Here is a 24,828-nt window from a genome sequence, read left to right as displayed (position 1 = left end):
CGGTCCCCACCCAGACGGAGTTTTGTTCATGAAGAACTTGATTGCGCGTTTCGCGAAGGATGAATCCGGCGCCACCGCCATCGAATACGGCCTGATCGCCGCCGGCATCGCGCTGGCCATCATCACCGTCGTCAACAATCTCGGCACCACGCTGAACGCCAAGTTCACCTCGATCAGCACCTCGCTGAAGTAAGCGGGTCCACGAACGACGACAAAAGCCCCGGACCTCCGGGGCGTTTGTTTTTCTGAAGACGGCGAGTTCCAGTGGCGTTGCACAAGGTAAGAACCGATGCCGCGGTTGCGGCGCGCGAGGCGGAAGCGGCGCAGGCCGGCTCGCCGGTCTATTGGATCTGCCTTGCGCTGCTGGTTGCGACGGTCGCGCTCGCCGCACGCATCGCCAGCTTCTGGTGAAGGCGCGTTCGGCGGCCGAGGGCCCGCGCGCCCGTGCCGCCGTTGTCGGTTTGTTTAGCATCGCGCGCTAGCATCGCCCGACGCCAGCTCCCGCGACAACCCAGGCCCCAAGACGCAGCCCATGATCCTCGACCTTGCGCGCCTTCTGCTCTTCCCGGCCCTGATGGCGTTCGCCGCGGCGAGCGATCTCTTCACGATGACGATCTCGAACCGCGTGTCGCTGGCGCTGGTGGCAGGCTTCTTCGTGCTCGCCCTCGCCGGTGGCATGGCACCTTACGAGATGCTGAGCCATCTCGGCGCCGGTGCGCTTCTCCTGGTCGTGGCCTTCACCTGCTTCGCCATGGGCTGGGTGGGCGGCGGCGACGCCAAGGTCGCGGCTTCCGTCGCGCTCTGGTTCGGCTTCCCACATCTGATGAACTTCCTGCTCTACGCCTCGCTGTTCGGCGGCGCGCTGACGCTGCTTCTGCTCCAGTTCCGGCAGTGGCCGCTGCCGTACGGGCTGGCAGGACAGGCCTGGCTCGCACGGCTGCACGCCAAGGAGAGCGGCATTCCCTACGGCATCGCGCTCGCGCTGAGCGCGCTGATGGTCTACCCGGAGACCGAATGGGTGAAGGCGATCGACCTCGCTCACCTCGCACTGCGCTGAACGCCCAGGGTAAACCCGGCGTTAAGGCGATTTAGATACGCCTCATTAACCATGCTTTGACGAATAGCTGGTCAACTGCCGATGACGGCGGCGGCAGCGTCGCGGCGTATTGTTGGAAAGTTGAAGCGTATGAATAGGGCACGCATTGTCGTCCTGACGGTCGCGATCTGCGCCGGCGGCGTCGCCGCGTACCTGGCGAGCGGCACCGACAATTCTGCGCCGCCTCCGGTTCCGGTTGCGCAGCTGCCGACGGTCGACGTCCTCGTCGCCAAGAACGACATCGGCCTCGGCCAGACCGTGAAGCCCGAAGACGTGCAATGGCAGACCTGGCCGACCGCGACCGCCAGCGCCACCTTCATCCGACGCAACGAGCGCCCCGATGGCGCGACCCAGGTGACCGGCTCGATCGCGCGCGCGCCCTTCATTCAGGGTGAGCCGATCCGCGACCAGAAGCTCGTCAAGGCCGAAGGTTCCGGCTTCATGGCGGCAATCCTGCCCACCGGCATGCGGGCGATCTCGACCGAGATCTCGCCGGAGACCGGCGCAGGCGGCTTCATCCTGCCCAACGACCGCGTCGACGTCCTGCTCACGCGCCGGCTCAAGAACCCGGACCAGAGCAGCGGCGCTCCCGACATCGTCACCTCCGAGATCATCCTGGCCAATATCCGCGTCCTCGCCATCGACCAGGCGCCCAAGGAAAAGGACGGGCAGAACGCGGTGGTCGGCAAGACCGTCACCCTCGAGCTCAATCCCGCGCAGACCGCAACGCTCTCCGCGGCGCGTCAGAGCGGCACGCTGTCGCTGGCGCTGCGCAGCATCGTCGACGTCAAGATGAGCGAGATCACGCTCGATGACTCCGCGCAGAAGCGCGAGGGGGTCTCGATCATTCGCTACGGCATTCCAAGTCAGACGGCTAAGGCACGATGAAGACAGTCGACATCAAATGCAGGCCAGATTCGGCGACAATGCGGACCTCACTGGTCCGCGCCCTGTCGTTTTCGGCCGCCCTCGCGCTGGCGCTCCATCCGGCGATCGCCCCGGCGGTCGCAGCCGATTACCGCCCCGTGGCGCCGGCCGCGGCGGACGGCCAGATCAATGCGCGTTTCCTTTCGCTCGGCGTCGGCAAGTCCATCGTCATCGACCTGCCGCGCGACATCAAGGACGTGCTGGTCGCCGATCCCAAGATCGCCAACGCGGTGGTCCGCTCGGCGCAGCGCGCCTATATCATCGGCGCCGCGGTCGGCCAGACCAACATCGTGTTCTTCGATTCCGCCGGGCAGCAGATTGCGGCCTATGACATCGCGGTGAAGCGCGACCTCAACGGCGTGCGGGCCGCGCTGAAGCAGGTCCTGCCCAATTCGGACATCCAGATCGACGGCCTCGGCGACGGCATCGTCCTGACCGGCACCGCTGCCAATCCGCTGGAAGCGCAGCAGGCCAACGACCTCGCCGCGCGCCTGGCTGGCGGCGCCGACAAGGTGGTGAACTCGATCGTGGTACGCGGCCGCGACCAGATCATGCTCAAGGTGACGGTGGCCGAGGTCCAGCGCAACATCGTCAAGCAGCTCGGCATCGACCTCACCGCCAACCTGAACTACGGCACGTCGGTGGTGAGCTTCACCAATTCGAACCCGTTCACGGCGCTCGGCAAGAACCTCGTGGACGGCAACAACCTGACCACGAAGTTCGGCGCCGCCCCGTCGGTGCAGGCCACGCTGCGCGCGATGGAAACCGCCGGCGTGATCCGCACGCTGGCCGAACCGAATTTGACTGCGATCTCCGGTGAATCGGCGACGTTCATCGCCGGCGGTGAATTCCCGGTTCCGGCAGGCTATGCCTGCGATCCCACCACGCATGTCTGTACCACCCAGATCAGCTTCAAGAAGTTCGGCATCTCGCTGAACTTCACCCCCGTCGTGCTGAGCGAGGGCAAGATCAGCCTGCGGGTGATGACCGAGGTCTCGGAGCTGTCGAACGAGAATGCGATCACGCTGTCGCAGGCGGTGACCACGAACACGGTGAACTCGCTGACGGTCCCCTCGATCAGGACCCGCCGCGCCGAGACCTCGCTGGAAATTCCCTCCGGCGGCGCGATGGCGATGGCCGGCCTGATCCAGCAGCAGACCAAGCAGGCAATCAGCGGATTGCCGGGGCTGATGCAGCTGCCGATCCTGGGCACGCTGTTCCGCAGCCGCGACTTCGTCAACAACGCGACCGAGCTGGTCGTGATCGTGACGCCCTATGTCGTCCGCGCGGTGGCGCCGAAGGACCTGTCGCGGCCGGATGACGGCTTCGCCCCGCCTGCCGATCCGCAAGCCCAGCTGATCGGCAACATCAACCGGCTCTACGGCGTGCCCGGACGCACCGAACCGGCCAAGAACTACCGCGGCACCTACGGCTTCATCACCGACTGAGGCGGAACGGGGACTCTACGATGACCACAAGACCACCCCAGCTTCGCAAACGCGCCGTCCGCCTCGGCGGCGCGCTCGTCGGCCTGACGCTCGCGCTCGGCGGCTGCCAGCACAACGAGGTCGTTACCGCCTCCATTCCCGACGACTACAAGCAGCGCCATCCGATCGCGATCGAGGAGCAGAACCGCTCGATCGTCGTCTTCGTCGGTCATGCCCGCGGCGGATTGACCGCCGCCCAACGCGCGGACGTGATGGGCGTCGCATCGGCATGGTTGCACGAAGGTACCGGTGCCATTCGCATCGACGTGCCGTCCGGCACGCCCAATGCGCGTCCGGTCGCGGATACGATGCGCGAGATCCAGGCCATGCTGGCAGGGGCAGGCGTTCCGCCGCGCGGCGTCACCATTCGTCCCTATCAGCCCGAGGACAAGCGGTTCCTGCCGCCGATCCGGCTCACTTATTCCAAGATCGCCGCGGTCGCCGGTCCCTGCGGCCTGTGGCCGGACGACATCGGGCCTTCGATGAAGAACAAGAGCTGGTTCGAGAACAAGGACTATTACAATTACGGCTGCGCCTATCAGCGCAACCTCGCGGCCATGGTCGACAATCCATCCGACCTCGAGCAGCCGCGGCCCGAGACACCTTCCTACACGATACGGCGCACCGCCGCCTTCGAGAAGTATCGTAAGGGAATGCCGACGGGTGTCGCCTATCCCGATGCCGACAAGGCCAAACTCAGCGACACAGGCAAATGATCAGTTACGCGCGCCAGACACACGAAGAGCAGCCGGCAGCAGCTCCTCCGCCGGTCGAGGAGCATATTGCGCCCGCGCCGCGCGTCTCGGTCCAGGCCTTCTGCGAAACCGTGGAGACGGCCGCCGCGGTACAGTCGGCCGGCGAGGATCGCCGTCTCGGCAAGGCTCACCTGAAGATCCAGATGGGCGGCATGGCGGCCGCGATCGAAGCCTACCGCTCGGCACCCACGCCGAACGTGATCGTGCTCGAGAGCGACGGCCGCAACGACCTGCTGGGCGGGCTCGACCAGCTCGCCACCGTCTGCGATGCCGGCACCCGCGTGGTCGTGATCGGCCGCATCAACGACGTCACGCTCTACCGCGAGCTGGTGCGCCGCGGCGTCAGCGATTACGTGCTCGCGCCGGTCGGCGCGATCGACGTCGTGCGCTCGATCTGCAACCTGTTCTCGGCGCCGGAAGCCAAGGCGGTCGGCCGCATCATCGCCGTGGTCGGCGCCAAGGGGGGCGTCGGCGCCTCCACCATCTCCCATAACGTCGCCTGGGCGATCGCGCGCGACCTCGCAATGGATGCCGTCGTCGCCGACCTCGATCTCGCCTTCGGCACCGCTGGCCTCGACTACAACCAGGATCCGCCGCAGGGCATCGCCGACGCCGTGTTCTCGCCCGACCGCGTCGACACCGCCTTCATCGACCGCCTGCTGTCGAAGTGCACCGACCATCTCAGCCTGCTGGCGGCGCCTGCGACGCTCGACCGGGTCTATGATTTCGGCACCGACGCCTTCGATGCCGTGTTCGACACGCTGCGCTCCACCATGCCCTGCATCGTGCTCGACATTCCGCATCAATGGTCGGGCTGGACCAAGCGCGCCCTGATCGGTGCGGACGACATCCTGATCGTGGCCGCCCCGGACCTCGCCAATCTGCGCAATACCAAGAACCTGTTCGACCTGTTGAAGGCCGCCCGTCCCAACGACCGGCCGCCGCTGTACTGCCTGAACCAGGTCGGCGTGCCGAAACGGCCCGAAATCGCCGCCGCGGAGTTCGCCAAGGCGATCGAGAGCCAGCCGGTCGTCTCGATCCCGTTCGAGCCGCAGATCTTCGGCTCGGCCGCCAACAACGGCCAGATGATCGCGGAGATCTCCGCCAACCACAGGTCGATCGAGATGTTCCTGCAGATCGCCCAGCGCCTGACCGGCCGCAGCGAGACCAAGAAGCAAAAGTCGTCCCTGCTTTCACCTCTGATTGAGAAGTTGCGGGGAAGATAAGCCGCCGCATGGAGTTGTTAAGTGTTCGGTAAGCGTAGCGGAACAGACACCGACTTTCGGGCGCCCAAGCCCGGCGCCGTGTCGCTCGAGCCTGCCCCGGCTCAGGCGCCGACGGTGTCGCGCGCCCCGCCTCCGCCGGCCGTCGCCTCGCCGCCGCTTGCGCCCGCCAAAGCTCCGCCGCCTCCGGCCATGGAGAGCCGGCGTTCGGACAATTATTACGAGGTCAAGGCGACCATCTTCGGCGCGCTGATCGAGGCCATCGACCTCGCCCAGCTCGCCAAGCTCGATTCGGAGTCCGCGCGCGAGGAAATCCGCGACATCGTCAACGAGATCATTGCGATCAAGAACATCGTGATGTCGATCGCCGAGCAGGAGGAGCTGCTCGACGACATCTGCAACGACGTCCTCGGCTACGGCCCGCTCGAGCCGCTGCTATCGCGCGACGACATCGCCGACATCATGGTCAACGGCGCCAACACCGTCTACATCGAGGTCGGCGGCAAGATCCAGCGCACCGGCATCCGCTTCCGCGACAACCAACAGCTTCTCAACATCTGCCAGCGCATCGTCAGCCAGGTCGGCCGGCGCGTCGACGAATCCTCGCCGATCTGCGACGCGCGCCTCGCCGATGGCTCCCGCGTCAACGCCATCGTGCCGCCGCTGTCGATCGACGGTCCCGCGCTCACCATCCGCAAATTCAAGAAGGACAAGCTGACGCTTGATCAGCTCGTCAAGTTCGGCGCGATCACGCCGGAAGGCGCCGAGATCCTCCAGATCATCGGTCGCGTCCGCTGCAACGTGCTGATTTCCGGCGGTACCGGCTCGGGCAAGACCACCCTGCTCAACTGCCTCACCAACTACATCGAGCACGACGAGCGCGTCATCACCTGCGAGGACGCCGCCGAGCTCCAGCTGCAGCAGCCCCACGTGGTGCGGCTGGAAACCCGCCCGCCCAACATCGAGGGCGAGGGCCAGGTCACGATGCGCGAACTGGTGCGCAACTGCCTGCGTATGCGCCCCGAACGCATCATCGTCGGCGAGGTCCGCGGACCCGAAGCCTTCGACCTGCTGCAGGCCATGAACACCGGCCACGACGGCTCGATGGGCACGCTGCACGCCAACAACCCGCGCGAGGCACTGTCGCGCTGCGAATCCATGATCACGATGGGCGGGTTCTCGCTGCCCTCGCGTACCATCCGCGAGATGATCTGCGCCTCGATCGACGTCATCATCCAGGCCGCGCGCCTGCGCGACGGTTCCCGCCGCATCACCCACATCACGGAGGTGATGGGCATGGAAGGCGACACCATCATCACCCAGGACATCTTCCTCTACGACATGGTCGGCGAGGATGCCAACGGCAAGATCATCGGCCAGCACCGCTCGACCGGCATTGGCCGTCCGAAGTTCTGGGAGCGCGCCCGCTACTACGGCGAAGAGAAGCGCCTCGCTGCGGCGCTCGACGCGGCGGAAGTCGCGCCGAAGACGTGAGCAGGTCAGCAGCGCCATGAACATTCAGGTCCTCGCCCTCGCCTTCCTCGCCACCGCAGCGGTCGGTGGCATCGCCTGGGTCTTTCTCTATCCGCTGCTGTCCGGGGAGCGAAAGGCGGAAAGCCGCCGCGCCTCGGTCGCGCGCGCCGAGGCGCCCACGGCCCGTCAGGCCGAGAAGACCCAGCGCTCGCGCCGCGAGCAGGTCGAGACCACGCTCAAGGACCTCGAGGCGCGGCGCGCCCAGGAGAAGAGCGTCCCGCTCAGCGTCCGCCTGTCGCAGGCCGGGCTCGACTGGACGCCCCAGAAATTCTGGATCGTGTCCGCCGTCGTGGCGGGCGTATTTTTCGCGGCCGCTGTGTTCGCGGGCGGCGGACTGATCGGCGCCGCCGGTCTTGCCTTTGCCGGCGGCTTCGGCCTGCCGCGCTGGGCACTCGGCTTCCTCAAGAAACGCCGCGAAACCAAGTTCCTGGCTGCACTGCCCGATGCGGTCGACGTGATCGTCCGCGGCATCAAGGCGGGCCTGCCCTTGTTCGAATCGATCAAGGTCGTGGCCGCCGATGCGCCCGAGCCGCTGCGCAGCGAGTTCCTGGCCATCATCGAGACGCAGGCGATCGGCATGCCGCTGGGCGAGGCCTGCGCGCGGCTCTACGAGCGCATGCCGCTGCCGGAGGCCAATTTCTTCGGCATCGTGGTGTCGATCCAGCAGAAGTCGGGCGGCAACCTCTCCGAAGCGCTCGGTAACCTCTCCAAGGTGCTGCGCGACCGCAAGAAGATGAAGGAAAAGATCCAGGCGATGTCGATGGAAGCCAAGGCCTCGGCCGGCATCATCGGATCGCTGCCGCCGATCGTGATGTTCCTGGTCTATCTCACGACGCCGCAATACATCTCGGTGCTTTGGACTCATCCCACCGGCCAGCTGATGCTGGTCGGCTGCGTCGTCTGGATGTCGATCGGCATCCTGGTGATGAAGAAGATGATCAACTTCGATTTCTGACGGTGGCGTATGGTCGAATTCCTCGTCTCGAAACTGCACGACGTCCGTTTCATGACCATGCTGCTCGCGGCCATCGCCGCGAGTGCCACCGTCTATACGCTGGTGATGCCGTTGTTCGCCGGCGAGGGCCTCTCCAAGCGCATGAAGGCGGTGGCGAGCGAGCGTGAGCGCATCCGGCAGCGCGAGCGTGAGCGTCTCAACAAGAGCGAGAAGGTTTCGCTGCGCCAGACACCGAAGCAACTCGTCTCCAGGGTGGTCGAGGACTTCAACCTGACGAAATGGCTCGCGCAGGAAGCTGCGCGGGACAAGCTCATCATGGCAGGTTACCGCGGCCAGGCACCCTATATCACCTTCCTGTTTGCCCGCATGGTCGCCCCGATCGTGTTCCTGATCGGCTCGGCCCTCTACGTGTTCGTGATCGGAAACATGCAACAGGCGCTGCCGATCAAGATCGGCATCTGCCTCGGCGCCGCCTATCTCGGCCTCCAGGCGCCGATGCTGTTCCTCAGGAATGCGATCTCCAAGCGCCAACTCTCGATCAAGCGTGCGTTTCCCGACGCGCTCGACCTGCTCCTGATCTGCATCGAATCCGGCATGTCGGTCGAGATGGCATTCCGGAAGGTTGCGAACGAAATCGTGGGCCAGTCGATCGCGCTGTCGGAGGAGTTCACCCTGACCACCGCCGAGCTGTCCTATTTGCAGGATCGCAAGGTCGCCTACGAGAACCTGGCACGGCGTACCGGGCTCGAGGGCGTCAAGTCGGTGTGTCTGGCGCTGCAGCAGGCGGAACGTTACGGCACCCCGCTCGGCCATTCCTTGCGCGTCATGGCGCAGGAGAACCGCGACATGCGCATGAACGAGGCCGAGAAGAAGGCGGCCGCGCTGCCGCCGAAGCTCACGGTGCCGATGATCCTGTTCTTCCTGCCGGTGCTGTTCGTGGTCATTCTCGGACCCACCGCCATCAAGGTCACCGAGATGCAGTGAGCCGGGCTGGGCCCATACGCTCTGCCACCAAGGCCAGGAAGTCAGATGATCAGTCGGGCTGGCTCAGCGAAGCGATCGGCGTCCGCTTCGGCGCGCCGCGCGGGGCGTCGCTGCGGCTCAGCATTTCCTTAAGATAGGCGACATTGGCCGCAGCCTGGTCCGGCGGCAGGTCCGCCTTGACGATGGCCTCCGCTTCCGCGAAGCGGCCCTGCAGACCGACGACCAAGCCGAGGTTCTGCCGCACCCGGGCGCCGGCACGCGGCGAGGCATGGGCCTGCCGTAGCGCCTCTTCCGCCTTCGGCAGCTCTTTCGACAGCATGTAGGACAGGCCGAGGTTTGAGAGCACGCCGGGATCACCCGGTGCGATCTTCAGCGCGCTCGCGTAATAGGATCGCGCCTCCTCATGACGGCCCATCTGGTCCAGCGCGGTGCCCTGCACAGAGAGCAGGCGCCAGTCCGGATTGTCGGGCGAATGCGCCTTCGACAGCACGTCGAAGGCCTGCTGGAAATTGCCGTTGTCGGCGAGTGCGCGGCCGTATTGAGCGAGCAGCGCCTTGTTGCCGGGGTTGGCGATGGTCGCCTGCTCGAGCACGGCGGCCGCCTGGGCGCGTTGGCCGTTGGCGCGCAAGGCCTGTCCATAGGCGAGTGCGGCGTCGGCATCCCGGGGATTGGCGCGGTAGCGCTCGCCATAGGCTTCGACCGCACGCGCCGGATCGGTCGGCGCGCGATCGGCGGAGGCCGCATCCGCCCGGGGGCCGACCGAGCCCGTCACCTCGGAGAGCTTCGACATGGCCGTGCAGCCGCCGAGGCCCATCGCAACCGTCGCGACCAGCGACGTGGAAGCAAGTAGCCGGGTAAGCCTGATCCGTTGACGCATGACGCTTTGACTCTCGAGCTGCTCGATCGAGCCGAACGCGTCAGCAATAGAATGTTAACCCTAACGGCCGGTTAACGGCGCTATCCGACGTGCTCCTCTCGCGCCGGCGGTTGTTGCGGAGGCGCGCCTCCGCCGAGGCCGAGATCGGGGCCGAGCGCCTTCACCTGCTGGTCCAGCTCCCGCAGCAATTGCAGTCTCTGCCGCGCCCGCCGTCGAACGTCGATCCCCTCGCGAGGCAGCCGCGGCACCTGGCGCAGGAAGTCGTGACGGTTGATCAGGCCTCTCCCGTAGAGCTCATCGAGCTGAGCGCGATCGATGCCGAGCACGTCGGCGGATTGCTCGATCAATCGACCGAGCAGCGTTCTCACCGCGGCGAGCACGTCGACATCGAATCCCGGCCCGGATCTCGCGGCCTTGCGCTCGAGCTCCGCCCAGGCATGGGCCGAGACGACGTAGGCGTAGAGCGCATTCGCCCAGTTCGGCTCCGCCTCATCGTAGAAGCTGCCATGCATGAACAGCCGGCGGACGATCGCCGCGACCTGGTCGCGTGTCAGCGCGCCGGATGAGGCGGCCGTGATCGCCGACTGGAGGGCCGGATCACGGGAAAAGTCGCGTCCCGCGGGCAGCCTGATGACGCCGCCCGGCAGGTTGGAATCGAGTGGCCTGAAGGCCGCATCGTTGCGGAGCCTCGAATAGCGGGTGATCGCGAAGCGGTGCTCCGTGCGGCCGGCATGGGACGCGGGGCCGAAATGGACGAGGTTGAAGCCGGCATCGTCACCGGCCTGCCCGGTCGAGGACGGACAGGAGAGCACGTAGATCGTGCGCCAGAACGCCTCACCGCTGTCGCTCGACGTCGCACGCGGATCGGGGATGGAATAACGGGTCAGCCCCTCGACATGGCGATGACCGTGCAGAACCAGATCGACGTTGAGCGAGGTGGCGGCCTCGAGGAAGGTCGCGGGTGCGGCGAGATACATCAGCGGCTCGTCGGGCACGCCGAGAAAGCGCTTTCCTTCGCCGGTCGCCTGCGGCAGCGGATGATGGTGCAGGGCCAGCACGCGGACCAGGTTGTCCACGGGCTCGGCATAGTCGGCGCGCCCGGCAGAACCGATGCTCCCAGCGAGCTCGGCGCTCAGCCGGGCGGAATCAGCGACTATCGCCTTGTAGGCGCTCTCGCCGATCTTGCCGCTCGCGAGCGCCATGAGGCTTGCGCGATTGGAATCGAGCAGCACCAGGTCGAGGCCGGCCTGACGGTAATAGACGCTCTTCGCGCTCCGCGGCAGGTGCAGGTAATCGTAGGCGTCGTGACGGCCCGCACGCTGGCTCGGCCGCTTGACGTCGTGATTGCCGGCCACGGCCTGGATGTCGGTGAACAGCCCGGTCTGCCGGAAGGATGCGATGACGGCGAGCGCCTCGTCGAGTGCGCGCGGCGTCGGATCGTCCACCAGGTCGCCCGTGATCAGCAGGATGCGATCGGGAACATTCGTGGCACCCGCCATCTTCTCGCAAATCGCGGCCCTGAGCGTCTCGATGGCCGGAAGCAGCCGGCCCGACCCGTCCAGATGCAGGTCGGAAATCTGCGCAACAACGAACGATCTATCCATTTTGCGCCGCTCATCTGCAATGCTGCGCCGCCCAAACAGTAAGAAAAATGCTTCGACGAACGGATTCGGCCGTATCGACCTAACCTGGGCAGGCACCGTGCTGCTGCGGTCTGCGTTCGGGTCACGCAGAGCGAGCGGCACAATCTAGAATATTCTCAGATAATGCCACAACCAAAACGCTAGTAAAGCCCTGCGGCCGCGGCGTCGCGAACGGCAGCTCTCGGCGTCAGATGCGAGATTTGTCCGAGGAGGGTTTCGTCTCGTCCGCTCAATATTCGATGGCAATCCGCTTGCGGATCTCGTCGACGCGCCTGTCGAGCGCATCGAAGCGCGCGTGGACGGAGCGGTCGTGGAGATAGAAGAGGTAGCCGCCGGCAAGGAACGCGAAGATCCAATGGTGGTGCTCGACATAACCGAAGATCACCTCGATAGCCTGGCCGATGAACGTAACCACGCTCCACACAAACTCCATTGCATGTCCTCCCGGCGCGTTTGTCGTCGGTCGCCCCCGATTTCATTCTGGCGACCGTTGCCGGAACCTACCATGGCCCCCTTGAGGCGAGTAGCGGCTCGCCGAACGGTGACGGCAAAGCCGATTGCAGCGGCGGCCAAACTCTGCGAAGTCTCGTCCGTTCGCATGATCCGCCTGAACTGACGATCCGGACCCGCCAATGCCTTCTGTCTTCGAGACGTCATCTACCGCCACACCGATCACCTTCGTCACCAAATCGAGCTGGGATCAGGTCGCCGAGACGCTGCCGCCGGCGCAACACCAGTTCGCGAGCGCCAGCGCCTTTGCCGCAAAGCCGGGCGGCTATCTTGCCCTGCCCGCGACCGACGGCGCCATTGCACAGGTGCTGTTCGGGCTTGAGGAGGAGAGCGCAAGATCGCGCGACCTGTTTCGGCCCGGCGCCCTGCCCGGCCTTTTGCCGCCGGGCACCTATCGGTTTGCCAATGCACCGCACGACGCACGGCTCGCGGCGCTCGCGTTCGCGCTGGGATGCTATCGCTTCGCCCGCTACCGTAAGGCTGATCGCCCCGAGGTCCGGCTGGTGCCGCCTGACGGTGTCGATGCGGCCGAGATCGAGCGGATTGCCGATGCCGCAATGCTCGCGCGCGACCTCATCAACACGCCCTCCAACGACATGGGCCCGGACGAGCTCGCCGCAGCCGCGCAAGCGCTCGCCGCCGAGTTCGGCGCGAGCTTCGCCTGCACCATCGGCGAAGAGCTGGCGAAGAGCTTTCCGCTTATCCACGCCGTCGGCATGGCCTCCAGCCGCGCGCCGCGGCTGATCGACATCGTCTGGGGCGATCCTGATCATCCCAAGGTGACGCTGGTCGGCAAAGGCGTGTGCTTCGACACCGGCGGCCTGGACCTGAAGCCGTCGAGCGGCATGCTGATCATGAAGAAGGACATGGGCGGCGCCGCCAACGTGCTGGCGCTGGCGCGCATGGTGATGGATGCGAAGCTGAAGGTGCGGCTGCGCGTGCTGATCCCGGCGGTCGAGAACGCCGTCGCCGGCAATGCCTTCCGCCCGCTCGATATCTTCACCTCGCGCAAAGGGATCACGGTCGAGATCGGAAACACCGACGCCGAAGGCCGCCTCGTGCTCGCCGACGCGCTGGCACTGGCCGACGAGGAGACGCCCGATCTGCTGATCGACCTGGGTACGCTGACCGGCGCGGCGCGCGTCGCGCTGGGACCGGATCTGCCGCCCTTCTACACCAATGATGAGACGCTGGCCTCCGACGTCGCGCGCTGCGCGATGAAGGAGAACGATCCGTTGTGGCGCATGCCGCTATGGCCGCCTTACGATGCCTGGCTGGACTCCAAGACCGCCACCATCACCAATGCGCCGTCGGGCGGTTTTGCCGGCTCGATCACCTGCGCCCTGTTCCTGCAACGCTTCGTCGAGCGCGCCAAGAGCTGGCTGCATGTCGATATCTTTGGCTGGACGCCGTCGGCGAAGCCGGCACGGCCCGAAGGCGGCGAGTGCCAGGCCGCGCGCGCCATCTACGCACTGCTGAGCGAGCGCTATGCATGACCCGCGGCTGACACCGGCGCGCGGCGACCTCGCCGCCAAATATCTCGAAGGCAAGGTGCAGGCGGATCGCTACGTCGCCGGCGAGGAATTCGAGGTGGTCGAAGCGATTGCGCCGGTGCGCGAGCAGCCGTCTTCGAACGCGATGCTGATGACGGAGGCCCTGCGCGGCGAACGTGTCACGGTCTACGACCGCAACGGCGAGGGTTGGGCGTGGGGCCAGCTCAATGGCGATGGCTATGTCGGCTGGCTGCCGGATGCGGCGCTCGCAAAGCCGGCGGCCGCCCCAACTCACTTGGTCAGCGCGCTGCGGACGTTTGCGTTCCCCGGACCCTCGATCAAGCTGCCACCGGCCGACACGCTCGTGATGGGATCGAGGCTCGCCGTGGCGCGCCAGGACGGCGGCTTCGCCGTGACGCACGACGGCAGATATCTGCCGAGATCGCATCTCGCTCCGCTCGATCACCGCGAAGCGGATTTCGTCGCGGTCGCCGAGCGCTTCCTCGGCACGCCCTATCTCTGGGGCGGCAAGAGCAGCTTTGGCATCGATTGCTCCGGCCTCGTCCAGGTCTCGCTGGCATCGACCGGGATCGGCTGCCCGCGCGACAGCGACATGCAGCTCGCCGGTCTCGGCCGTGCGCTGGAGCCGCATGAATGGAGCAGCTTGCAGCGCGGCGATCTGATCTTCTGGAAAGGTCATGTCGCGATCGTGCGCGATGCCGCCACCATGGTTCACGCCAATGCGCATCACATGGCAACGGTGATCGAGCCGATCGAGCCGGCGATCGCGCGGATCAAGGCGGCCGGCAGCGAGGTCGTTGCGATCAAGCGGCTGTAGCCGCGCACCTTGTAGATGGGTAGAGCGCAGCTACGTCGCCACCGCCCCATTCCCGGCCGTTTCCAGCCGGAACGCGGCCGCAAACAGCGCGCGCGTGTAATCCGTCTTGGGATTCCTGAACAGCTCGGCCGCCTGACCTTCCTCGACCACCTTGCCGCCGCGCATCACGATGAGGTGGCTGGCGAGCGAGGCGACGACGCGCAAATCGTGCGAGATGAACATGTAGGTGAGCTCGCGCTTGCGCTGGAGCTCGCGCAACAGGTCGACCATCTGCGCCTGGAACAGCATGTCGAGTGCGCTGGTCGGCTCGTCGAGCACGACAAAATCCGGCTCCAGCACGATCGCGCGCGCGATCGAGATGCGCTGACGCTGGCCGCCGGAGAATTCATGCGGATAGCGGAAGCGCGTCTCCGGATTGAGCCCGACATCCTCGAGCGCCTTGACGACGCGCGCCTCGCGTTCTTCGCGCGAGAGCTTCGGCTGATGCACGGACAGGCCTTCGGCGATGATGTCGGCGACCGACATACGCGGTGAGAGCGAGCCGAACGGATCCTGGAACACGATCTGCATGTCGCGCCGGAAGGGACGCATCTCCTGGAAACGCAGGCCCTGGATGTCTTTCCCTAAGAACACGATGCGCCCGTTCGAGGAGATCAGCCGCAGCAGCGCAAGCCCCAGCGTGGTCTTGCCCGAGCCGGATTCGCCGACCACGCCGAGCGTCTCGCCCTTGCGTACGGCGACACTGACGCCGTCGACCGCCTTGATGTGGCCGACCGTCTTGCGCATCAGGCCGCGCTTGATCGGGAACCAGACTTTGAGATCATTGGCCGACATCACCACCGGCGCATCCGGCTGCGGCGGCGCCGGATCGGGCTTGGGCTCGGCCGCGAGCAGGTCGCGCGTATAGGGATGTTTCGGGCTCTTGAAGACCTGCTCGACCGGCCCCTGCTCGACGATCGCGCCGCCCTTCATGACGCAGACGGTGTCGGCGATGCGGCGCACGATGCCGAGATCGTGGGTGATGAACAACAGGCTCATGCCCAGCCGCGAGCGGATCTCGGCGAGCAGCGCCAGGATCTGCGCCTGCACGGTAACGTCGAGCGCGGTGGTCGGCTCGTCCGCGATCAGAAGGTCCGGCTCGTTGGCGAGCGCCATCGCGATCATCACGCGCTGGCGCTGGCCGCCGGAGAGCTGGTGCGGATAGCTGTTCAGCCGGGTCTCCGGATCGGGAATACCGACCTGGGTCAGCAGCTCCAGCGTCCGCTTGCGCGCCTGCGCATTGCTGGTCGGATTGTGCAGCTGGATGATCTCGCCGATCTGCGCCTCGATCGTGTGCAGCGGATTGAGCGAGGTCATCGGCTCCTGGAAGATGATGGAGATGTCGCTGCCCCTGAGCTCGCGCATCTGCTGCTCGGATTGGTCGATCAGCTCCTGCCCCTTGAAGCGGATGCTGCCGGAGGGGTGGGAGGCGTTCGGATAGGGCAGCAGCTTCAGGATCGAGAGCGCGCTGACCGACTTGCCGGAACCGGATTCGCCGACCAGCGCGACGCATTCGCCGCGCTTGATCTGGAACGAGACCTTATCGACCGCGAGCGTGGTGGCGCCCCCCTGGTGGAAGGCCACCGAAAGATCGCGCACGCTGAGCAGAGGCTGGTTGATCGCGTCCATGTGCCTTACCTGAACGTCTTGCGCGGATCGAAGGCGTCGCGCACGGCTTCGCCGATGAAGATCAGGAGCGACAGCATGATCGCGACCGAGAAGAAGCCGGAGAAGCCGAGCCACGGCGCCTGCACATTGGCCTTGGCCTGCGACAGCAGCTCGCCAAGGGAAGGCGACCCCGGTGGCAGGCCGAAGCCGAGGAAATCGAGCGCCGTCAGCGTCATCACCGAGCTCGACACGATGAACGGCAGGAACGTCATGGTCGCGACCATCGCGTTCGGCAGCAGGTGACGGAACATGATCACGGGATTGGAGACGCCGAGCGCCCGCGCCGCCTGGATGTATTCGAAATTGCGCCCGCGCAGGAACTCGGCTCGCACGAGACCGACCAGCGAGACCCAGGAGAACAGCAGCAGGATGCCGAGCAGCACGAAGAAGCCGGGTACGAGCACCGAGGACAGGATCAGGAGTAGATAGAGCGATGGAATCGCGGTCCAGATCTCGATGAAGCGCTGGAAGATCAGATCGACCCACCCGCCGAAATAGCCCTGCACCGCGCCCGCCGCGATGCCGATGACGGACGAGACGATGGTGAGACAAAGGCCGAACAGCACGGAGATGCGGAAGCCGTAGATCAGCCGCGCCACCACGTCGCGACCCTGATCGTCGGTCCCGAGCCAGTTGTATTCGAGATCGCGGCAGCTCTTCAGCCCCTTCTTCTCGACCACCGGCTTGCACTGCTTCTCCGTCAGCATCCAGGTCGGCGGCGACGGCGCCGGCGTCGGCAAATCGAGATTATGGGTGTCGTAGGAGTAGCGGATCAGCGGCCAGACGATGCTGCCGCCCTTTTCCTTGATCAGCTTCTGCAAGTACGGGTCGCGATAATCGGCCGCCGTCTCGAAATCGCCGCCGAACGTCGTCTCCGAATAGGTGACGAAGGCCGGCCAATAGAGACGGCCATCGAACTTGATCAGGAAGGGCCGATCATTGGCAATCAGCTCGGCGAACAGCGAAATCACGAACAGGCCGATGAAGATCCAGAAGGACCAGTAGCCGCGGCGGTTCGCCTTGAAGTTCTGCCAGCGCCGCCGGTTGAGCGGCGACGGAGCGAACGGCTTGCGCGTGATCGGAACGACATCGCCGAGCGGCGACTTCGCTGTGGTCTCGATCGGCGTCGGCGCGGTGATCGTCATCAGACCTCCCGCGCTTCGAAATCGATCCGGGGGTCGATCCACATATAGGTCAGGTCGGAGATCAGGTTGATGACGAGGCCGACCAGCGAAAAGATGTAGAGCGTGCCGAACACCACGGGGTAGTCGCGGTTGAGCACGCTCTCGAAGCTGAGCAGCCCGAGCCCGTCCAGCGAGAAGATGGTCTCGATCAGCAGCGAGCCGGAAAAGAAGGCGTGGATGAAAGTGCCGGGGAAGCCGGCGATCACGATCAGCATCGCGTTGCGGAAGACGTGGCCGTAGAGCACCCGGTTCTCGCTGCAGCCCTTGGCGCGGGCGGTCATGACGTATTGCTTGCGAATCTCGTCCAGGAACGAGTTCTTGGTCAGGAACGTCATGGTGGTGAAGGCACCCAGCCCCATGGCGATCAGCGGCAGCGTCAGATGCCAGAAATAATCGATGATCTTCCAATACCAGGGAAACTGCGACCAGCCGTCCGAGGTGAGTCCGCGCAACGGGAACCAGTTGAAGAAGGAGCCGCCGGCAAACAGGATGATGAGGAGGATGGCGAACAGAAAACCGGGGATGGCGTAGCCGAGCACGAGTACCGTCGAGGTCCAGGTGTCGAAGCGCGCCCCGTCGTTCACGGCCTTGCGAATGCCGAGCGGGATCGAGATCAGATACGTCACAAGCGTCAGCCAGAGGCCAAGCGAGATCGAGACGGGCAGCTTCTCCTTGATGAGCTGGAGCACGCTGACGTCGCGAAAATAGCTCTTGCCGAAATCGAAGCGGGCGAAGTTCCACACCATCAGCAGGAAGCGTTCCGGCGCGGGCTTGTCGAAGCCGAACTGCACCTCCAGCTTCTTGATGAAATCAGGGTCGAGGCCCTGCGCGCCGCGATATTTCGAGTTGATGGCATCGCCGCCAGCACCGACCTGTCCCGGCGCGCGCTGCGCAAAATCGCTGCCGCCGGAAATACGCGAGGTCCCGCCGGTATCGGCACCCGAGAGCTGCGCGATTACGCGCTCGACCGGGCCGCCCGGCGCGAACTGCACGACGACAAAGGACACGAAGAGGATTCCGAGCAGCGTCGGAATCATCAGCAGGATGCGGCGGGCGATATAGGCGCTCATGGCTATTTTGCCTGCTCGAGCTTGGCCGCCTTGGCGGGCTCATACCACCAGATCTCCGGCGCGCCGACGCCATTGGCATAGCGCGGCAGCTTCTGCGGATGGCCGAACTGATCCCAATAGGCCAGCCGGTGCGTCTTGTTGTACCATTGCGGTATCCAATAGCGACCGGCGCGGAACAGGCGATCGAACGCGCGGCAAGCGACGGTCAGCTCTTCGCGGCTGTCGGCCGCCATGATCTTCTCGATCATGGCATCGATCGCCGGACTGGCGACGCCGGCGAGATTGTACGAGCCCTTGGTGTTTGCGACCTGCGAGGAAAAGAATGCGCGCATGGCATCGCCTGGTGTCGCCGACATGCTGAAGCGCTGGATCGTCAGGTCGAAATCAAAATCTTCCTGCCGGGCTTTGTGCTGTACGGCATCGACGAGGCGCACGCTCGCTTCGATGCCGAGCGTCGCGAGATTCTTGATGTAAGGCGCGTGGTGCGGCTGGAACGAGGGCTCATCCAGCAGGAACTCGATCTTGAATACCTCGCCGTTCGGCAGTACCCGCTTGCCGTCCTTGATGGGCACGCCGGCCTCGGTCAGCAATTGCTGCGCCTTGCGGAGAAGGCTGCGATCCTGACCGGAGCCGCCAGAGGTCGGCGGCGTGAACGGCGCCGCAAACACCTCGTCGGGAACCTGGCCGCGAAACGGCTCCAGCAGCTTCAGCTCTTCCGGCGAAGGCGGCGCATTGCCCGCCATGAGGTCCGAATTCTGGAACGGCGACACCGTACGGGCATAAGCGCCGTACATGATGGTCTTGTTGGTCCATTCGAAATCGAAAGCGTTGATCAGCGCCTCGCGCACGCGGGGGTCTTTGAATTTGTCGCGCCGCGTATTGATGAACCAACCTTGCGCACCGGAGGGCGTATCGTCGGGCACGACCTCCATCTTGACACGGCCGTCCTTGACCGCGGGGAAGTCATAGCGCGTCGCCCAGATGCGCGAAGTGAACTCCTCGCGGTAGAGATAGCTCTTGCCGGTAAAGCCCTCGAAGGCGACGTCGCGGTCGCGGTAGAATTCGTAGCGGACGACATCGAAGTTGTAGCTGCCGCGGCAGGGCGGGAGATCAGCGGCCCACCAGTCCTTCACGCGCTCGAACTCGATGTAGCGATTGACCTCGAACCTGCCGACCCTGTACGGGCCCGAGCCGAGCGGAATCTCCAGCGACGATTCATCGAACGGGCGGGACGCGTAGTACGCCTTCGAGAAGATCGGCAGGCTGGCGACATAGAGCGGCACGTCGCGCGCACGCCCCTTGGCAAAGGTGACCACGAGCGTCGCATCGTCGAGGGCTTCCGCGCTGACCATGTCGCGCATCTGCACGATGATCAGCGGATGCCCCTTGGTCTTCAGCGTCGTCAGCGAAAAAGCTGCATCGTGGGCCGTGAGCCTGGTCCCGTCGTGGAACTTCGCTTCCGGCCGCATCATGAAGCGATAGACCAGCTTGTCCGGCGATATTTGCACGGATTTGGCGGCCAGCCCGTACATTGCGTCAGGCTCGTCACTTGCCCGGACCATCAGCGGCGAAAACGTCATGTCCATACCTTGTGCGCCGTCGCCTTTCAGGATGAAGGCGTTGAGCGAGTTGAAGGTCTGGTAGGACTGATTGTAGGCGCGCACCGACGGGATCAGCGAGAACGTGCCGCCTTTCGGCGCATCGACATTGACATAGTCGAAATGATGGAAGTCGGCGGGATATTTGAGATCGCCGAACGCCGACATGCCGTGCGCCTCGATCGCCGCTTCCGATGCTCGTGCGCCGCGCAACGGCTGCGCACCCAGCGACGCCCCGAGGGCGCCGCCAACACCCAAGACCAGCACATGGCGGCGTGACATCTGCGTCATGCGGGAATTGTCCTTCACGACTTCTTTGCGATCCGCGCCGCCTTGTCTGCGTCGTACCACCAGATGAACGGGAAGCCCGACTGACCGTATTTGGGCAGTTCCGCCGGCCGGCCAAAGCGATCCCAGCGTGCGGTGCGGACCTTGTTGTAGGTCCATTGCGGAACGACGTAGTGATTCCACAACAGCACGCGGTCGAGTGCCTTGGTGGCCGCGACGAGATCGTCGCGATCAGTGGCGTAGATCACCCGCTCGATCAGCTTGTCGACGGCCGGATTCTTGATGCCGGCGATGTTGCGCGAGCCGGCGATGTCGGCCGACTTGGACGACCAGAACTCGCGCTGCTCGTTGCCCGGCGATTGCGATTCGCCCCACGAGTTCGTGACGATGTCGAAGTCCCACTCGCGCGTCCTGTTCTCATATTGAGTCGGATCGACCGTCCGCACGCTCACGGCAATGCCGAGCCGCTCCAGCGACGGCTTGTAGAACAGCGTAATTCGTTCGAAGCTGGGATCCGAGTTGAGCAGTTCCAGCGAGAACTGGGCGCCGGTCTTGACGTCGATCAGCTTGCGGTCGCGCACCTCGTAGCCGGCCTCCTTGAACAGGCGCAGCGCCTCACGCAGATTGTCACGCACCGCTTCCGGGTTGCCTCCTACCGGATTGGTATAGGCCGTCGTGAAGACTTCGGGCGGCACCTCGGCGCGAATCGTCTCGAGGATCTCCAGCTCTTTTCCCTGCGGCAATCCGGTTGCCATCAGCTCGTCGATGCCGTCGAAATAGCTGCTGATGCGCTTGTACTGACCGAAGAAGATCTGCTTGTTCATCTCCTCGAAGTCGAACGCGTAGTTGAGCGCACGACGAACACGCGGATCGCTGAACTTGGCGCGGCGCAGGTTCGGCACGAAGGCCTGCATCACGCCCGAGCTGCGATTGGCGAACTCCTCGAGGATTACCCGCTTTTCGGTCACGGCCGGGAAATCGTAGGCGGTCGCCCAGCTCTTCGCGCTGTTCTCGGTACGCCAATCCACCTGGTCGGCCTTGAAGGCCTCGATCGCAACGGTGCCGTCGCGAAAATATTCGTAGCGCAGCTCGTCGAAATTGTTGCGGCCCACATTTATGGGAAGATCGCGACCCCAATAGTCCTTGACGCGCTCCAGCGCGATCGACCGTCCTGCAACGAAATCCTTGATCTTGTAGGGACCGGACCCGAGCGGCACTTCGAGCGTGGTGGTGGACACATCGCGCTTGCGGCCCTGCGCATCGGTCCCCTCCCACCAATGCTTCGGCAGCACGATGAGCTGCCCGACGATCTGCGGCAGTTCGCGATTGCCGGGCGCGTCGAACACGAACTTCACCTCGCGCTCGCCGACCTTCTCGGCCTTCACCACATGGCTGTAATAGGCCGAGTACATCGGATGGTGCTTCTTGAAGGAATCGAGCGAGAAGATCACGTCCTCCGGCGTGACGGGCTTGCCGTCGTGCCATTTGGCTTGCGGCCGCAGGCGATAGCTGACGAAGGAAAAATCGTCGGGATGGCTGACCGCTTCGGCCAGCGCGCCGTATTCGGTCGAGACCTCGTCAAGAGACTGCGTCAGGAGCGATTCGTAGATGAATGCGACAGCGCCGGCGACCTGGCCCTTCACGCCCGAGACGACGATGTTGAAATTGTCGAACGTGCCGACGGCGATCTGGCGCGCCACGCCGCCTTTGGGCGCGTCCGGATTGACGTAGTCGAAGCGCTTGAAGTCGGCGGGATACTTGACCTTTCCGAACAGGGACAGCGCGTGGCGCCAAGGCAACCCATTAGAAGGCAGCTCGCTTGCCGATTGCGCCTGTGCCGTGCCGGCGACAGGAACGCCCGCGACGGAACCAAGGGCTGGAAGCGCTGCCGCAGCAGTGCCGGTGAGCAGGAGATCGCGTCGGGTAATGGCCAAATCAACATCCCTGTCTTGAAGGAGGCTACTCCTTTAAGTTCCCAATATAGGCGAGGTTTCGACGGAATATGTTGCTTTTTCCTCATCTTGGAAGTCCGGCCGGCCTAACGGATGCGGCCAAACGCCCCGATAACGTCGTTGCGAGGCCCGGATAAGAAAACGGCCAGGCTTTTCAGCCTGGCCGCATTCCGAAGAATGCTCTGGAAGCCTTACTTAGACGCGGTCGGCAGCGGCTGCGGATGCTCCGACAGCGAGTTCAGATAGGCAATGACGTCGGCGCGCTCGGAATCCTTCGGAATGCCGGCGAAGCCCATGGCAGTGCCCGGGATGAAGCCCTTCGGGTTGGCAATGAACTTGTTGAGGTCGTCGAAGGTCCAGGTGCCGCCCTTTGCCTTCATGGCAGCCGAGAAGTTGAAGCCGCCACGGCCCTCACCCCGCTTCTCGCCGACCACGCCATAGAGGTTCGGACCGACGCGATTGGGGCCACCCTTCTCGAAGGTGTGACAGGCGCCGCACTTCTTGGCGGCGGCAGCGCCCTTCTCGATGGAGGCAGTCTGGAGCAGCTTTTCGATCGGCTCGGAGGAGGCTGCGGCGGCGCCACCTTCCTTGCCATGGCCAGCGTCTTCCTTCACCGCGATCTCGAAGCCCGGCTTTTCCGGCATCTTGGGGGAGAACAGTGCACTCGCGGTGAAGCTCGTCACCAGCAGGAAGAGACAGGTGCCGAGCACGGCACCGAGAATCTTATTGAGTTCGAAAGAGTCCATTTCCGGCCAGGCCCCACCGCAAGAAGGAAACAGCGGCCCAAGCGGCCGCCAGGACGAGCCTCGGGAGAATCAAACGTTCCTTATTGTTTCCCCGAGTTTTGCCATTGAGATATCGGTTTGCCCGGGGTCTGGCAACCCGTATAAGCGAGCCGGCTTCAGGCCCGTCCCCATCCCATTTCCCGGTGCGGAAAACGCTCCGTTTTCAGGCTCTTGACCCCAGACCTTTGAACCCAATGATCGACCCCCGCATCCTGGTTCTGATCCCGGCCCGCATGGCGGCCACCCGCCTGCCCGGCAAGCCGCTCGCCGATATCGCGGGACTGCCGATGATCGTGCATGTGCTGCGCCGCGCAGAGGCCGCTGCAATCGGCCGGGTTGCGGTCGCGACCGACACCGACGAAATCGCCTCGGTCGTGACCGCCCATGGCGGTGAGGCAGTGATGACCCGCGCCGACCACCCCTCCGGCTCCGACCGCATCCACGAAGCCATGCAGAAGCTCGATCCCGAGGGCAAGGCCGAGATCGTGATCAATCTCCAGGGCGATTTCCCGACCATCACGCCGCAGACCATCCGCGAGGTGCTGCCCCCCTTCGACGATCCCGCGGTCGACATCGTCACATTGGCCTCGCAGATCCACACCGAGGAGGAGGACCTCGCGCCGAGCGTGGTGAAGGCGATCGGTTCGCCGATCGGGCCGAAGCGGTTGCGGGCACTTTATTTCACCCGGGCCACAGCCCCTTACGGCAACGGACCGCGATACCATCACATCGGGCTTTATGCCTATCGCCGCGCGGCGCTGGAGCGGTTCGTATCGCTGCCGCCGTCGCCCCTGGAACGTCAGGAGAGCCTGGAGCAGCTCCGGGCGGTGGAGGCCGGCATGCGGATCGACATCATGATCGTCGATAGCGTGCCTCGCGGCGTCGACACGCCGCCCGATCTCGAAACCGCGCGCAGCATCCTTTCCAAATCCTGAGCCGCTGCTACAAGGCCGAGCATGAGCAAGATGAAGATCGCATTTCAGGGCGAACCCGGAGCCAATTCCCACATCGCCATCGTCGAGGCCTATCCCGACGCCGAGCCGATGCCCTGCGCCACGTTTGAAGACGCGCTGTCGGCGATCTCGTCGGGCGAGGCCGATCTCGGCATGATCCCGATCGAGAATTCGGTCGCCGGCCGCGTCGCCGACATCCATCATTTGCTGCCGGCGTCCGGCCTCTTCATCGTCGGCGAATGGTTTCTGCCGGTGCGGCATCAGCTGATGGCGGTGAAGGGGACCAAGCTCGAGGACATCAAGAGCGTCGAGAGCCACGTGCACGCGCTCGGCCAGTGCCGGCGCATCATCCGCAAGCTCGGCATCAAGCCGATCGTGCACGCCGACACCGCCGGCAGCGCCCGCGACATCTCGGAGCGCAAGGACAAGACGGTGGCCGCGATCGCCTCGCGCCTGGCGGCAAAGATCTACGGCCTAGACATCCTCGCCGAGGACATCGAGGACGAGGCCCACAACACCACGCGCTTCGTGGTGCTGGCGCGCGAACCGAAATGGGCGCCCCAAGGCACCGCGCCGCTCGTCACGACTTTTGTTTTCCGCGTGCGCAATTTGCCGGCGGCGCTCTACAAGGCGCTCGGCGGCTTCGCCACCAACGGCGTCAACATGACCAAGCTCGAGAGCTACATGGTGGACGGCAATTTCTTCGCCACGCAGTTTTATGCCGATGTCGACGGCCACCCCGATGATAAGGGCCTCGCCTTCGCCATCGAGGAGCTGAAATTCTTCTCGCGCGAGTTCCGCATCGTCGGGGTGTATCCGGGCCATCCGTTCCGCGCGACATTCAGCGAAGCGCAGGATTGATGGCGTGTCCCGGACGCGCGAAGCGCGAGCCGGGATCCAGGGACAGGATACCCAGTCGCGAGATGGGCCCCGGCTCTGCAGCGCACCGCTGCACCGGACGATGCTTCGC

23 protein-coding genes are annotated in these 24,828 nt (G+C 64.8%); 14 read left to right on the top strand and 9 right to left on the bottom strand.

Annotation, left to right across the window (positions count from 1 at the left end; genetic code table 11):
• The first annotated feature begins 28 nt into the window (after nt 1–28).
• The 10 genes from ACNJYD_RS06185 (at nt 29) to ACNJYD_RS06140 (ending at nt 8,960) form a co-directional block, all read left to right on the top strand.
• Nucleotides 29–193: a Flp family type IVb pilin gene (locus ACNJYD_RS06185; RefSeq protein WP_106941836.1), complete on the top strand. Its 165-nt coding sequence runs from the start codon at nt 29–31 to the stop codon at nt 191–193.
• Nucleotides 194–270: 77 nt separating this feature from the next.
• On the top strand, nt 271–411 hold the full coding sequence (locus ACNJYD_RS06180; protein WP_172784654.1) for a hypothetical protein: 141 nt from the start codon (nt 271–273) through the stop codon (nt 409–411).
• A gap of 121 nt (nt 412–532) precedes the next feature.
• Complete coding sequence (locus ACNJYD_RS06175; protein WP_439365675.1) at nt 533–1,057, top strand: A24 family peptidase; 525 nt, start codon at nt 533–535, stop codon at nt 1,055–1,057.
• 129 nt (nt 1,058–1,186) lie between these two features.
• Nucleotides 1,187–1,984: a Flp pilus assembly protein CpaB gene (cpaB, locus tag ACNJYD_RS06170; protein ID WP_212254165.1), complete on the top strand. Its 798-nt coding sequence runs from the start codon at nt 1,187–1,189 to the stop codon at nt 1,982–1,984.
• Nucleotides 1,981–3,471, top strand: a complete 1,491-nt coding sequence (locus ACNJYD_RS06165) for a type II and III secretion system protein family protein (RefSeq protein WP_212254164.1) — start codon at nt 1,981–1,983, stop codon at nt 3,469–3,471. The genes cpaB and ACNJYD_RS06165 overlap by 4 nt, the downstream gene beginning before the upstream one ends.
• A 20-nt stretch (nt 3,472–3,491) precedes the next feature.
• The gene (locus ACNJYD_RS06160; RefSeq protein WP_439365674.1) at nt 3,492–4,226 is read left to right on the top strand and encodes a CpaD family pilus assembly protein; all 735 of its coding nucleotides are present in this window, start codon (nt 3,492–3,494) and stop codon (nt 4,224–4,226) included.
• The gene (locus ACNJYD_RS06155) at nt 4,223–5,491 is read left to right on the top strand and encodes an AAA family ATPase (protein ID WP_172784914.1); all 1,269 of its coding nucleotides are present in this window, start codon (nt 4,223–4,225) and stop codon (nt 5,489–5,491) included. The genes ACNJYD_RS06160 and ACNJYD_RS06155 overlap by 4 nt, the downstream gene beginning before the upstream one ends.
• A 21-nt stretch (nt 5,492–5,512) precedes the next feature.
• A complete protein-coding gene (locus ACNJYD_RS06150) occupies nt 5,513–6,982 on the top strand; it encodes a CpaF family protein (protein ID WP_172784915.1) in 1,470 nt (489 codons plus the stop codon).
• A 16-nt stretch (nt 6,983–6,998) separates the two neighbouring features.
• Nucleotides 6,999–7,976 carry a type II secretion system F family protein gene (locus ACNJYD_RS06145; protein WP_260382039.1) on the top strand — a complete coding sequence of 326 codons (978 nt, stop codon included), beginning with the start codon at nt 6,999–7,001 and terminating at the stop codon, nt 7,974–7,976.
• Nucleotides 7,977–7,985: 9 nt separating this feature from the next.
• Nucleotides 7,986–8,960, top strand: coding sequence for a type II secretion system F family protein (locus ACNJYD_RS06140; RefSeq protein WP_172784917.1), 975 nt, complete (start codon nt 7,986–7,988; stop codon nt 8,958–8,960).
• 49 nt (nt 8,961–9,009) lie between these two features.
• Here the strand turns inward: ACNJYD_RS06140 and ACNJYD_RS06135 are convergent, their stop codons facing one another.
• The 3 genes from ACNJYD_RS06135 to ACNJYD_RS06125 form a co-directional block, all read right to left on the bottom strand.
• Nucleotides 9,010–9,837: a tetratricopeptide repeat protein gene (locus ACNJYD_RS06135; RefSeq protein WP_172784918.1), complete on the bottom strand. Its 828-nt coding sequence runs from the start codon at nt 9,835–9,837 to the stop codon at nt 9,010–9,012.
• An 80-nt stretch (nt 9,838–9,917) separates the two neighbouring features.
• Nucleotides 9,918–11,441 (bottom strand): metallophosphoesterase family protein, encoded by a 1,524-nt coding sequence (locus ACNJYD_RS06130; protein ID WP_439365673.1) that lies wholly within the window; start codon nt 11,439–11,441, stop codon nt 9,918–9,920.
• Nucleotides 11,442–11,709: 268 nt separating this feature from the next.
• Nucleotides 11,710–11,913 (bottom strand): hypothetical protein, encoded by a 204-nt coding sequence (locus tag ACNJYD_RS06125; RefSeq protein WP_172784920.1) that lies wholly within the window; start codon nt 11,911–11,913, stop codon nt 11,710–11,712.
• Between the two features lie 199 nt (nt 11,914–12,112).
• Between ACNJYD_RS06125 and ACNJYD_RS06120 the strand changes: the two genes are divergently transcribed.
• Nucleotides 12,113–13,486, top strand: a complete 1,374-nt coding sequence (locus tag ACNJYD_RS06120) for a leucyl aminopeptidase family protein (protein WP_439365672.1) — start codon at nt 12,113–12,115, stop codon at nt 13,484–13,486.
• Nucleotides 13,479–14,321: a C40 family peptidase gene (locus ACNJYD_RS06115; protein ID WP_439365671.1), complete on the top strand. Its 843-nt coding sequence runs from the start codon at nt 13,479–13,481 to the stop codon at nt 14,319–14,321. The genes ACNJYD_RS06120 and ACNJYD_RS06115 overlap by 8 nt, the downstream gene beginning before the upstream one ends.
• Nucleotides 14,322–14,351: 30 nt before the next feature.
• On the opposite strand, the gene ACNJYD_RS06110 is transcribed toward ACNJYD_RS06115, so the two are convergent.
• The 6 genes from ACNJYD_RS06110 to ACNJYD_RS06085 all read right to left on the bottom strand — a co-directional run bounded on the left by ACNJYD_RS06110 (nt 14,352) and on the right by ACNJYD_RS06085 (nt 22,866).
• A complete protein-coding gene (locus tag ACNJYD_RS06110) occupies nt 14,352–15,989 on the bottom strand; it encodes an ABC transporter ATP-binding protein (protein ID WP_172784923.1) in 1,638 nt (545 codons plus the stop codon).
• 5 nt (nt 15,990–15,994) lie between these two features.
• Nucleotides 15,995–17,173: an ABC transporter permease gene (locus ACNJYD_RS06105; protein WP_172784924.1), complete on the bottom strand. Its 1,179-nt coding sequence runs from the start codon at nt 17,171–17,173 to the stop codon at nt 15,995–15,997.
• Entirely contained in the window at nt 17,173–18,282 is a 1,110-nt protein-coding gene (locus ACNJYD_RS06100) for a microcin C ABC transporter permease YejB (protein WP_172784925.1), read from the bottom strand. Before ACNJYD_RS06100 ends, ACNJYD_RS06105 begins: the two co-directional genes overlap by 1 nt.
• A 2-nt stretch (nt 18,283–18,284) precedes the next feature.
• Nucleotides 18,285–20,171, bottom strand: coding sequence for an extracellular solute-binding protein (locus tag ACNJYD_RS06095; RefSeq protein WP_439365670.1), 1,887 nt, complete (start codon nt 20,169–20,171; stop codon nt 18,285–18,287).
• 14 nt (nt 20,172–20,185) lie between these two features.
• Nucleotides 20,186–22,102: an extracellular solute-binding protein gene (locus ACNJYD_RS06090; protein ID WP_439365669.1), complete on the bottom strand. Its 1,917-nt coding sequence runs from the start codon at nt 22,100–22,102 to the stop codon at nt 20,186–20,188.
• 209 nt (nt 22,103–22,311) lie between these two features.
• A complete protein-coding gene (locus ACNJYD_RS06085; protein ID WP_439365668.1) occupies nt 22,312–22,866 on the bottom strand; it encodes a c-type cytochrome in 555 nt (184 codons plus the stop codon).
• A 233-nt stretch (nt 22,867–23,099) separates the two neighbouring features.
• On the opposite strand from ACNJYD_RS06085, the gene ACNJYD_RS06080 reads away from it, so the two are divergent.
• Both ACNJYD_RS06080 and ACNJYD_RS06075 read left to right on the top strand, forming a co-directional pair.
• Entirely contained in the window at nt 23,100–23,840 is a 741-nt protein-coding gene (locus tag ACNJYD_RS06080) for a 3-deoxy-manno-octulosonate cytidylyltransferase (RefSeq protein ID WP_172784929.1), read from the top strand.
• Between the two features lie 21 nt (nt 23,841–23,861).
• Entirely contained in the window at nt 23,862–24,719 is an 858-nt protein-coding gene (locus ACNJYD_RS06075; RefSeq protein ID WP_212254156.1) for a prephenate dehydratase, read from the top strand.
• Nucleotides 24,720–24,828 lie beyond the last annotated feature (109 nt).

The sequence above is a fragment of the Bradyrhizobium sp. SPXBL-02 genome (genome assembly GCF_051853065.1).
In the GTDB taxonomy this organism is placed as follows: Bacteria; Pseudomonadota; Alphaproteobacteria; order Rhizobiales; family Xanthobacteraceae; genus Bradyrhizobium.
The sequence above is the reverse complement of the archived record's forward strand: the minus strand, read 5'-3'. Positions and strand labels throughout refer to the sequence as shown.